Genomic DNA, 11580 nt, shown 5'->3' with positions numbered 1-11580 from the left:
TCCTGCAACTTCACGTAGGTACCAGCAGCGGGGCCAACTTCAGATGCCTTGGACTTTGCGATCATGCCGAACAGCTTAGGTACTGCAACAGCGGCCAGGATGCCCATGATAACGATCACGACCATCAATTCAATAAGGGTAAAACCTTGCTTCTTCATAGTGTACTCCTTGTTGTTTGTTACACACTTTTTTGAGATTCACACCGGGGAGCGTTGTTGTTCCAGAGTGTTTACTCTCGTTTACATTGATAAATATACCACTTTTTTTGCGAAAGTCAATAGTTTTGTCAAATTTTTATCAAAGTTTTGTCACGATTGTGTCATGAATCAAACTTTGAGGGCAAAAATGCCGAATTTCGCTCAAAAATCGCATTTCAATGCGTCATTTTGATGGTCTATATATAGATATTTTTTTACAAATGCGGTAAAAATCGTAAAAAAAAGTCAATTTTCTTTATTCCATGTTGGAGTAATTTCGACAGGTTTTGCCGGGATTTTTTATTTTTGGTGCCGTTAGAACGTTCCAACGTGGGTTTTTGATGGAATTTTTCAGTCTAAAGATGCGTGCTTCGGCCCAGGATCAGCATATTTCCGGGGCAGAGCGTATTGTCAAGGCAGATGGCGTAGAGGCCGTGTGCCAGGCAATGGTGCGCAGGGCCATGGGGCATTCCAAGGGCGAGCCTGATTTCATCAATATAAAGATAGAGCGCGTCGACGAAAGCGACATCAAGTTCCTGGACGCCCTGAAGGTGACCCGCGTGGATGTTGATTCCAGCAAGGTTGGGCTGGACAAGGCTTTCGAGCTGATTGGCCCGTTGTTCAGCAATGGCGCAGCCGTTGACGCGTCTGAACTTCGTCAGCGTTTACAGGCCCTGATGCAGGAGACTTACGGCATGCGCGGCGCAATGCTTTACGACATCGCTACAGGAGCCCGTGTTGAACCGGACCACGAGCGCGGTGTTCGCGCCACCTACATGGACGCAGAGAATTCCAGCACGGTTATCAGCAACAAGAATCATTTTAACGAAGCCATCGTGCTTGCCACCAAGGTTGCCAACGCACCGGGCATGGTTGCAGAGATTTGCATCAGCGACGATCCCGACTATGTTACAGGCTATGTGGCAAGCAGGGAGATGGGCTACGTTCGTATTATGAAGATGAAGGAGCCCGGCGACCCTAACGGCGGGCGTATCTTCCTGTTCGATTCCCGCAAGGCTTCCGCCGATGAATGCATCGACTTTCTGCAGAAGCAGAAAGTTCTGGTTCGCTGCTAGAAGAGTTCTGTATGTCTGCAATTGATGATTTTACTCTTGAAGCGTTAGAGGCGGCGAAGAGCGGCCACACGTACCGCACCATGCGACTGATGGATTCGCCGGAGGCTAGCCATGTGAAAATCGCTGACGGTTCTAAGTGCTCCACGGATTCTAGCGACGAGCCGCCAAGCGATAAAACGCAGCGCGAGGTTTTTCTTCTTGCTTCGAATTCCTATCTGGACTTATGCAACGAGCCATCTCTTAAGCAGGCTGCAGCAGAAGCTGTTTTGCAGTGGGGCACAGGTAGCGGCGGCGCCCGCCTTACCACCGGGAACAAGACTCCCCACGAAAACCTGGAAAGAGCCATCGCTGAATTTAAAGGCACCGAAGCCGCCATCACTTTCGGCACGGGCTATATGGCGAACGTAGGCGTTATTTCCGCCTTGTGCAGCAAGCTGGTCTTTAAGGCCGGCACCACGAATGCCGCGGGCAAGATTCGCGAAGTAGACGCGCATAGCGAATGCATCATCTTTAGCGACGAACTGAATCATGCCAGCATCATCGACGGCATCCGTCTCTCCCGAGCCAAATGCGTTGTCTATAAGCATAACGACATGGCAGGCCTGCAGCAAGCCATCGCGAACGTTCGTGCAGAACAGACCAAAAAATGCGACACGACGAAAGCCGGCGAACAGCAAACGACGTTACGTTTTTTCATTGTCACAGACGCTGTATTCAGCATGGACGGTGACGTAGCCAACCTGCCGGAACTTCTGAAAATTTCTCGTGAAAACAATTGTCTGCTGATGATTGATGAAGCACACGCCACTGGCGTTATCGGAAAGACCGGACGAGGATTGGCTGAATTCTATAACGACTGTGGCGTACCTTGCGAACATGCAGATGTAACTGTCGGCACTTTGAGCAAGGCCGTGGGGACTGAGGGGGGCTTCGTCGCAGGCTCCCAACAGCTGATTGACTTTATACGGAACAAGGCCCGCAGCTTTATCTTTACCACAGCCATGTCTCCGGCCATGGCCCAAGCCGCGGCAAACAACCTGCAGTTCATTAAAGATCATCCAGAAAGAGTTTTGAAACTGCAAGAAAATGTGACCACGTTCTGCGAAGCTCTTAGTGCAAACGGAATCCAGTTCATCGATTCAAGAATCAACGGAAACGTTCCAAGCGCCATTGTGCCCATCATAATTGGAGACGAGGCAAAGGCTCTCAAGGTTTCTGCAGACCTGCTTGAAAAAGGAATTATGGTTCCCGCCATCCGCTACCCCACCGTAGCTAAGGGAAAGGCAAGGCTCAGGGCAAGCATCATGGCTACACACTCCAAGGAAGAATTGCAAATGGCCGCAAATGCAATTTCTGAGATTTTAAAATGCTAGATTCTTCGACTACGAACCTAACGGTTCTTCGCTCAGAATGACAACCCAGAAACATTTTCAATCATCAATTCTCAATCATCAATTATGAGCAAGGGTTATTTCGTTACAGCAACAGGTACTGATGTAGGCAAGACTTTTGTCACGGCCCTTCTTGTAAAGAAGTGGCGCGACAGCGGCATTGATGCAGGTTACTACAAGGCGGCCCTCAGCGGCGCAGAACTTCGCGACGGCAAATGGATTGCAGGCGACGCCGATTATGTAAAAACCGTGGCTGGTCTCCCCGACTCCCAGGAAGAATTGGTCAGCTACGTTTACAAGGAAGCAGTCTCCCCTCACCTGGCCGCCCGCAAGGAAGGCAACCCGGTGGAACTTTCCAAGGTCTGCGAAGACTTCAAGGCTGCCTGCGGCCGGCATGAGTTTGTATTTACCGAAGGAAGCGGCGGCATCATCTGCCCCATCCGTTACGACGAACCGGCGACAAACCTAGCCAACGGAAATGAGCCCCAAAAGCTTTTCCTCGCCGATATTATGAAGGCACTGAAACTTCCTCTCCTGATTGTAACTACGGCAGCCCTCGGAAGCATTAACGCATGCGTTCTTACTGTCGAGTACGCTCGCGCCCGCGGTCTTGACATTCGAGGCATCATCGTGAACCGTTACGGCATGAGCGGGAACTTCCAAATGGAAGACGACAACATATTCATGATGCAGGAACTTACCGGCCTACCAATCCTCACGAAAATCAAGGAAGGGGACTCGGATCTCGGCGTAGAGCCGTTCTAGCATTTGCACATCCATTGTGATTTTATTATACTAAGCCCATATGCACCTGCTGCTGATACTTTGCCTCGGCCTCATGGCCTGCACATTCCCTGTCCGTACTGGATACGACAGGAGTATCGGCGACTACAAGCCTGCATCGCAAGCAACTTCCGCAGCAACATCTGCCCAACCCAAAGCAAGTGAATCCGAGCAAAAAACGGAACAGGCAGCAAAGCAGGCCACCACTGCAACAAATTCAAACCTAGCTAAGCCAGACTCCTTACAAAAGCAGGCAAAGACGAATTCCAACGCCAAGGTCCGCGAGGCCGCCAAGCAAAAGGAAATCGCAAGAGCCGCTCCTAAGAAGCGTTCTTCCCTGGAAGATGTTGTCAAGCCCTGGATGGGAACCAAGTATAAGTTGGGCGGAACAAGCAAGTCGGGCATAGACTGTTCCGGTTATGTAATGCAGATTTACAAGGAATACTACGGCATCGCCCTGGATCACCATGCCGAAACCATTTACAAAGATGGCCGAGGAAGTTCCGTTGGCAGGGGCAGCCTAAAGGAAGGCGACTTGATTTTCTTTGGAGATTTTTGGGGCATTAGCCACGTGGGTATTTACTTGAACGGAGATCGATTCACCCACGCCAGCACCAGCCGCGGCGTCATGATTTCTCCCATGAACGATAAATATTGGAGCCCCAAGTACAAGGGCGCCCGACGTTTTAAATAAAATCGCCCTTCAGGAATAAATCATCCACACGAACCCGTCGAAAATTCTAATATTGAGACTATGAAGAAAATTGCATTCCAAGGCCGTAAGGGCGCATACAGCGATTGCGCCGCACATTATCTTTTTGGCGACGACATCGAAACTCTGCCCAAGGATACTTTCGAAGAAATTTACCAGGCTATTGAAACTGGCGAAGCAGACGGCGGTGCAATTCCTATTGAGAACTCTACTGCAGGTTCCATCGAAGCAAACTACGATTTGCTGTACAAATGGCGTCACCGCATTGTAGGCGAAGTCATGCTCCGCATCGAGCACACCCTTTGCGTTATGCCCGGCGTCAAGCAAGAAGATCTTAAACGCGTTTACAGCCACCCGCAGGCACTTGCCCAGTGCTCCAAGTTTTTTGCGGAGAACCCGCAGATCCAGGCAGTTCCTGCATTTGACACCGCAGGCTCTGCTGAAGAGCTGGCCGCCCGCGGTGCCCGCGACGAAGGCGCCATCGCAAGCGCATATGCGGCCAAGATTTACAACCTGGACATTCTGAAGGCAGGTCTCGAAAATCTCCGTGGCACCAACTTCACACGCTTCTACGGAATCCAGAAAACTCCTATGGATTTCGCCGAATCTGAAAACGCCAAGACCACCATTCTATTTGAGTTGGCCGCCGCACAGGAAGTCGGTTCCCTGTATAACGCCTTGGGATGTTTCGCCAAGCGCGGTCTCAACTTGACCCGTTGCGAAAGCCGCCCCCATCCGGATAAGCCCTGGGGCTACATCTTCCACGTTTCCTTCGAAGCCAACATGAAGGATGAAAACGCACAGGCCGCACTTGCTGAGTTGAAGAAGTACACCAACTTCATCTACATCCTGGGCACCTTCAAGAAAGGCGTGGTAGAAACGCTGAAATATTAATTGAAAAAGGAACTTTTTCTATGGCTTACGAACGTACAGACAGAGCTTTTAACGAATACAGAAACTTAAAGATGACCACCGGCTTTATCAGCAGCGCCGACGGTTCCGTCCTCATCGAAATGGGCCGCACCCGCGTCATCTGCAACGCAACCTTGCTTCCCAAGGTTCCGGATTGGCTCGCAGGCCGTGGCACCGGTTGGATTACCGCAGAATACAGCCTTCTCCCGCAGAGTACTGGCAAGCGCGTCGAACGAGAACGCAAAGGCGCCAGCGGTCGCACTCAGGAAATCCAGCGTCTCGTTGGCCGTTCCCTCCGTGGTGCCGCCAATCTCGCCGCCCTCGGCGAGAACGCAATCGTTATCGATTGCGACGTCATCGAAGCTGACGGCGGCACCCGTACCGCAAGCATCATCGGTGGTTTCGTCGCCCTGGCCATCGCCCTCAAGAAAATCAAGGCACGCCTGGGTCTTACCGAACAAATCCTCCAGCATGGCATTACTGCTATCTCCGTAGGCGTGGTCGACGGCAAGCCCCTCTGCGACCTCTGCTATGTGGAAGACTCCGCAGCCGACGTAGATATGAACGTGGTCATGCAGGACGCCAAGAATTTCATCGAAGTCCAGGGCACCGGCGAACATGCAAGCTTCGACCGCAACATGCTCAATACGCTCCTTGACCTGGGCGAAAACGCATGTAAGGACATCTATAAAAAGCAGATGGAACTCATCGGCGGCGAACTACCCTAAAAAGACTCCACATTTTGCAATCGTCAAGATTTCAAATTAAACAAAGAAGCCCCCGTCAAATCGACGGAGGCCTCTTTGTCCCTAACCCATAAACTTACTTTGCCCTAGGCTTTTCGCTATAATCGGGAATTCCCACGCAAGTTCCCACATTGCCCAAGGATGATATGTTGAAATAACCCGTATCGCCCTTTTCTCCTCTAAACATGAACTTAAAGGCTATCATTTTCTTTGCCAATTCTTCGCCATTCTCGAAGTCGGACCATTTCACGTCCATCAAGTTTCCATTAGGTGCCGCAGGCAAAATCACTTCAGCAGAGCTCGGATTGAGTTGCAAAGCAATATCCGTATCAGACATGTACACTAAGCACAATCCGTCAATAAGGGCTGTCGCATCAACTACTGTAGGCGTATAGGAGTATTCGTATTCCTCGGAGTCACTACCATGCTGGTCCACCATTCCAACATGGAAACCAAAACCAACTTCAGAGCCCTCGTCACCAATCTGGTAGGATCCGCAGAAACCATGACACTTCGCAACAGCGCTTAGATCCACAATTTGCGTATATCCATCGTAAAGATATTCCGTTCTCAAATCATCCGTAGAAAGAATATCAATTTTTGCGGATTTTGCAGTATCCGCAAAAATAAACCATTGGCCGTAATCATCAAAATCATGACCAGGTACACCCGCAATACGAGGGTAACACTCGTGGATCATGGGAGCAATAACAGCCTGTAGAAACGGGCAAAACAGGTTTCCGCAAATATCCTGTGCCTTGCATTCCGTATAATATAACGGCTCAATGATTTCATCCGTATGCTTCCAATCAACATCAAGAATTTCACCGCCAGTGATATCCTTGTATGTGCCAATTCCATAGACGTTGAAATAGCTATTGAGTTGTCGACTAAGATCCACCAAAATTTCAACGGATTTTACCCTTCCTGTATGTTCAACAGGCGTTGCGGAAGGCCAACCATAATTATGATCATAGAAATCGTCCCATTTAAAACAATGAACCGAAGGCTTATCAAATTTGGGGTACGCGTAAATTGACGGGGCTTTTTCTATTCCGTCGCTTGCAGAACTATCTTCCAAGCGTAATACGATATGCACAAATCCCGAATACCCAAGTGCAACGCAAACACCGCCGCTTTCCCTCATTTCTTCAGAAACTTCAAAGCCTATTCCAGAATAGCAATCCTCCTGTGATTCATAATTAAGGTATATATCATACAGCGAAAGACCGCACATTCCACCACACGCTTTCGTCACCTCTTTCTGCCAGGCTCCATCGGAATAGTACACGGAGTCCCATGGCCACGCCATATGGCCATATTCAAATCCCTCAGGATCGTCCACCTCATACCATGCAATCTTGGACATTCCTGTAGCTCCATTATAGACATTTAGAACGGTATCCAAGTCCGCTATCGTATATTCGACAGAAGAAGACGACTGCCATACAAGACTTTCAACGGATGAAGAACTATACATCGAATTAATAGGATAGTCCTCTTCTTCTAAATCATAGTAGCTACCGAATATTCTGATATTGACAAATCCCTCAGATCCCGTTTCGCCCACAAACTTGAAACGGACGGAAACCAATTGGGTTGCAGCCTCCTCACCAGAGATACTACTAGAATTTTTCTGTACAAAATCAGACCAGGTAGCACAACGGGAATAAACATAATCCGTAGTCGATTTCGGGAAGCGAACATAAGGCACATCATAATTCAACGCAGCGTCCAAAGAATCGCCTAGGCTCAATTCAACTTCGATATCAAAGTCAGATGTATAGGAAATGCAGATACCGTCCCATTCCGTAACATCCCCAGCAACAGGAACTCCATAATCATCTTCGCCAGCAACATTGAATCCAAATCCAGCAAAGGCATCGCCACCCGCACTTCCATTGTCCAAACGAACCGTACCGCAAATACCTCCGCAGTAATCGATTACCGGATCCAGCATATCTTCCGAGTATTCATTACCCAAAGGAACGGGCCATACCACATTGGAAGCCCCGCCGTCAGCATTATCATAGTAAGCGAACCAATAGCCGGATTTTTCCGAACCATTGTCAACACCTGTATTTATCTGGAAGATGCCTTCGGCACCATTCCAAAGCACCATGGGTGTCGAGGTAGTCGAAGAGGAGGATCCAGAAACGATTGATGAGGAAGATTCCTGAACGCTGGATGATAAATTTTCAGCAATGGCGTTCCCTTCCTCTGTAGTTCCCGCAGTACTCTTGTCATCGGAGCAAGCCGCAACAAGCAACATGGGCAGTAAGCCCAGCCATTTTAAGACGTTCTTCATTTTTACCTCTCCCCTTTCGTCAACGGAAACAGCTGCAAGTTCACACGATAAACCCGATCCGGCTTTTGGCTTGAATTTGCAATGGCCACAATCTTTCTGCGGCAGGATTCCAGTTCACGAACAATCTGTTCATAGCTACTACGATCAATGCCCATGGTGACACCAGTAAAGTTTCTCTCATTCACGTCAAATTCATCAATAGCCTTTTGGGCATAGCCAGCCATTTCTCGATGCATTGATCGAACAGCAACAGGCATGGCTTCAGAGTTTGACACCAAAGCCTTATCTACCTGAACATACTCATTTTCTGATTTTTGTTTTAGCAAGCCTACTTCGACCATGAAGTCTAAAGACTTGCGAACTTCGTCAGAAGTCACTGGCTGCCAGCACATTTCCGCAAGCGCCTCTGGCGTGGCCCCTGGCATCATAGCCACCAATTCGCGAATCACAGGATTTTTCCAGGATTCAAAGTACGTAAACGCATCGCTATCAACCACACGAATTTTATGGGCCTTCGCTATATCACTCATGCTAGCAAAGGCCGCCTTACGATCGTCATCAGACTTCGCCTGGCCGAAACGAACCAAGTAACGGAAATAAACCAATTCAAAGCCGCCCAAGCTCATGGCCGAGGCAACCTTTTCAACACCAACTTCGCTTAAATTGCTCTTTCCTTCGCATACCAACTTTAAGTAAGTAGGCGAAGTGAATCCAGCCAGTTGAGCAAATTCACGCCACGTAAACGAAACGCTCCGCTTACGTTCGTTATAGAAATCCTGCATGTAGCAGCGATAGTCTCTATATTCTGTTATTGGCTTCATCAAAAATCCAGTTTAAAACAAAAAGGCGGAAGTGGCATCGTTCCTAACCCAAGTCTCCTAACCTAGTCGGCCACTTCCGCCTTTGTATTCTACAATATAACTTCATTTGTATCATAAGTCAAGATTTTTATGATACAAATTTAATTTTTCATATAAAAATGGCCACGGGTCATCCCGCAGCCTTTCATTTTCAACATTTTTTTCAGTTTAGACTTTCCAGTCGCAGAAGTTTTTCAGCATGGCGAGACCCACGTCGCCGCTCTTTTCCTGATGGAACTGGGAGGCAATCAGGTTGTCCTTACCGATGAGGCCCTGGAACGTCTGGGTGCCGTAGGTAGTTTCTGCGAAGCTGTATTCTGCAGGCACCACCGGATGGTAGGAATGTACGTAATAGAAGTCGCTACCGCTCTTGATGCCCTTCATAATGGGATGCTCACGGGTGAAGTTCACCTGGTTCCAGCCCATGTGGGGAATCTTCAGTCCCGGCTCGTCCTTAAAGCGAACTGCCTTGCCGGGAATGAGTCCCAAGGTCTTGACGCCGCCATCTTCCTCGGATTCTTCCAGAATAATCTGGCAGCCGATGCAAATACCAAGCACAGGATTGCCGGCCTTCACCACCGTCTTGATGGCCTCGCCGATTCCCGTAGTAGTCAAGGTTTCCATGGCAGAAGCGGCAGCGCCTACGCCCGGGAAAATCAGGCGGTCTGCCTTGGCAATGACCTCGGGATCGCGACTGGAAACGGCATCAGCGCCAATGTGTTCCAGAGCGTTCATCACAGAAGTCAAGTTGCCTGCGTTGTAGTCGACCACGATAATAGACATAGAAACCTCATTATTACAAAACAAAAGATAGTAATAATAGACCTCAACCCCAAATGTGCTAAAAAAACTTTTTATATTCAGGACATGCCTAACGAAAATCAAAACAACGAAGAATTAGACCTGGACGCCATCATCAACAACATGAGCTCCATCAATAGCGAAGACTACTGGTTCAAGAAAGTGAGCCAGTTCGAGGAACACGACGAAACCGTCCCCGGAGCAGACCAATCCAGCAGTAAGGGCTAATCCCTAACCTGCCTACCAAAAGTTTGTACAAAAAAAGAACCTCTCGTTCGTCGCGAGAGGCTCTTTTAATATTCCATAAACAGGAATTCACTTAGAACCGAGAGAGGCAAAGTATCTCCCCCAAAAAAAATAGAATCTCCTTGCAGAGATTCTATTTTAAATCCTAATCAGGAATTTTTTCAGTTGCAAGCAGAGCAAGGCCGCAGGACCGAAGCCGTACAAATCGTACGGCGAGAGTCCGAGAACGCAGCTATGCGCCGCTTATAAGAAAAATTACTTGTCCGTAAGGAATGCGACGCCCGGCAATTCCTTCCCTTCGAGGAGTTCCAGAGAAGCGCCACCACCGGTAGAGGTGTGGGTGACCTTCTTGTCTGCGCCGTACTTCTTAGCTGCAGTAGCGGTATCGCCACCACCGATCACGGTGATTGCGCCAGCTGCGGTAGCTTCGACGATTGCGTCAGCCATAGCCTTGGTTGCCTTTTCGAATGCTTCGAATTCGAACACGCCTGCAGGACCGTTCCAAACGATGGTCTTGGAGGACTTGATAGCGTCAACGAAGAGCTTGGTGGATTCTGCACCAACGTCCAGACCCATCCAGCCAGCGGGGATACCTTCAGCGTCGGAAACACACTTGGTAGCAGCGTCAGCAGCGAACTTGTCAGCAGCAACGTAGTCAACCGGGAGGATGATTTCCTTGCCAGCAGCCTTAGCCTTGGCAACCAGTTCCGGAACCAGCTTTGCACCTTCTTCGTCGAACAGAGAAGAACCGATTTCGATGTTGTTCATGACCTTCTTGAAGGTGAATGCCATGCCACCGCCGATGATGATCTTGTCTGCCTTGTCCAGGAGGTTGTTGATGAGCTGGATCTTGTCAGCCACCTTAGCACCGCCGAGGATTGCGAGGAACGGACGCGGGGGGTTGTTGAGAACCTGGTCGAATGCCTTCAGTTCCTTGTTCATGAGGAAACCGGCAGCGCGCTGCGGCAGTTCAACACCAGCCATGGAGGAGTGAGCGCGGTGTGCGGTACCGAAAGCGTCGTTGACATAAACGTCGGCGAGCTTGGTGAGAGAAGCGCGGAATGCCTTGACAGCTTCCTTGTCGGCCTTGATCTTTTCTTCGGTGCCGTCAGCGTTCTTGACCTTGCGCTTGCCTTCTTCTTCGATGTGGAAGCGGAGGTTTTCGAGGAGGATGATGTCACCCGGCTTAGCAGCGGCGCAAGCAGCTTCAACTTCTGCACCAACGCAGTCAGAGAGGAACTTAACCGGCTTGCCGATGAGTTCTTCGAGCTTCTTAGCAACCGGAGCGAGAGTGAACTTGGGGTTCACTTCACCGTTGGGGCGGCCGAGGTGAGAAGCGAGAACAACGGAAGCACCCTTATCAAGAGCATACTTGATGGTGGGGAGAGCAGCTTCGATACGCTTGGTGTTGGTGATTTCACCAGTGACCTTGTCCTGCGGAACGTTGAAGTCGACACGGATGAACACGCGCTTGCCAGCGAGTTCGAGATCTTCAATAGAAAGCTTTGCCATGATTAGCACCTTCTGGTTAGAGTTAAAATTTACGGG

12 protein-coding genes are annotated in these 11580 nt (G+C 49.4%); 7 read left to right on the top strand and 5 right to left on the bottom strand.

All coding sequences use genetic code 11. The annotated features are described in order from the left end of the window. On the bottom strand, positions 1 to 158 hold a 158-nt coding region (locus MJZ26_13665), incomplete at its 3' end, for a prepilin-type N-terminal cleavage/methylation domain-containing protein (protein MCQ2106825.1). A 380-nt stretch (positions 159 to 538) separates the two neighbouring features. Here MJZ26_13665 and MJZ26_13660 point away from each other — a divergent pair. The 6 genes from MJZ26_13660 (at position 539) to rph (ending at position 5799) form a co-directional block, all read left to right on the top strand. Beyond that, complete coding sequence (locus tag MJZ26_13660; GenBank protein ID MCQ2106824.1) at positions 539 to 1273, top strand: 6-carboxyhexanoate--CoA ligase; 735 nt, start codon at positions 539 to 541, stop codon at positions 1271 to 1273. Positions 1274 to 1284: 11 nt separating this feature from the next. After that, a complete protein-coding gene (locus tag MJZ26_13655; protein ID MCQ2106823.1) occupies positions 1285 to 2646 on the top strand; it encodes an 8-amino-7-oxononanoate synthase in 1362 nt (453 codons plus the stop codon). Positions 2647 to 2730: 84 nt separating this feature from the next. Then, positions 2731 to 3429 carry a dethiobiotin synthase gene (bioD, locus tag MJZ26_13650; protein MCQ2106822.1) on the top strand — a complete coding sequence of 233 codons (699 nt, stop codon included), beginning with the start codon at positions 2731 to 2733 and terminating at the stop codon, positions 3427 to 3429. A 40-nt stretch (positions 3430 to 3469) separates the two neighbouring features. Further along, complete coding sequence (locus MJZ26_13645) at positions 3470 to 4141, top strand: NlpC/P60 family protein (protein MCQ2106821.1); 672 nt, start codon at positions 3470 to 3472, stop codon at positions 4139 to 4141. Positions 4142 to 4201: 60 nt separating this feature from the next. Beyond that, positions 4202 to 5053 carry a prephenate dehydratase gene (locus MJZ26_13640; GenBank protein ID MCQ2106820.1) on the top strand — a complete coding sequence of 284 codons (852 nt, stop codon included), beginning with the start codon at positions 4202 to 4204 and terminating at the stop codon, positions 5051 to 5053. Between the two features lie 20 nt (positions 5054 to 5073). After that, positions 5074 to 5799: a ribonuclease PH gene (gene rph, locus MJZ26_13635; protein MCQ2106819.1), complete on the top strand. Its 726-nt coding sequence runs from the start codon at positions 5074 to 5076 to the stop codon at positions 5797 to 5799. Positions 5800 to 5893: 94 nt separating this feature from the next. Here the strand turns inward: rph and MJZ26_13630 are convergent, their stop codons facing one another. The 3 genes from MJZ26_13630 to hisH all read right to left on the bottom strand — a co-directional run bounded on the left by MJZ26_13630 (position 5894) and on the right by hisH (position 9768). Next, the gene (locus tag MJZ26_13630) at positions 5894 to 8125 is read right to left on the bottom strand and encodes a hypothetical protein (GenBank protein MCQ2106818.1); all 2232 of its coding nucleotides are present in this window, start codon (positions 8123 to 8125) and stop codon (positions 5894 to 5896) included. Between the two features lie 2 nt (positions 8126 to 8127). Beyond that, a complete protein-coding gene (locus MJZ26_13625; GenBank protein MCQ2106817.1) occupies positions 8128 to 8946 on the bottom strand; it encodes a TIGR02147 family protein in 819 nt (272 codons plus the stop codon). Positions 8947 to 9153: 207 nt separating this feature from the next. Then, positions 9154 to 9768: an imidazole glycerol phosphate synthase subunit HisH gene (gene hisH / locus MJZ26_13620; protein ID MCQ2106816.1), complete on the bottom strand. Its 615-nt coding sequence runs from the start codon at positions 9766 to 9768 to the stop codon at positions 9154 to 9156. 84 nt (positions 9769 to 9852) lie between these two features. Between hisH and MJZ26_13615 the strand changes: the two genes are divergently transcribed. After that, entirely contained in the window at positions 9853 to 10014 is a 162-nt protein-coding gene (locus tag MJZ26_13615; protein ID MCQ2106815.1) for a hypothetical protein, read from the top strand. Between the two features lie 273 nt (positions 10015 to 10287). Here the strand turns inward: MJZ26_13615 and pgk are convergent. Beyond that, positions 10288 to 11580: phosphoglycerate kinase (gene pgk / locus MJZ26_13610; protein MCQ2106814.1), on the bottom strand; the 1293-nt coding region annotated here is incomplete at its 5' end.

It is taken from the genome of Fibrobacter sp. (genome assembly GCA_024398965.1).
GTDB lineage: Bacteria > Fibrobacterota > Fibrobacteria > Fibrobacterales > Fibrobacteraceae > Fibrobacter.
Note: the sequence above shows the minus strand (reverse complement) of the source record. Positions and strands in the feature narration are given on the sequence as shown.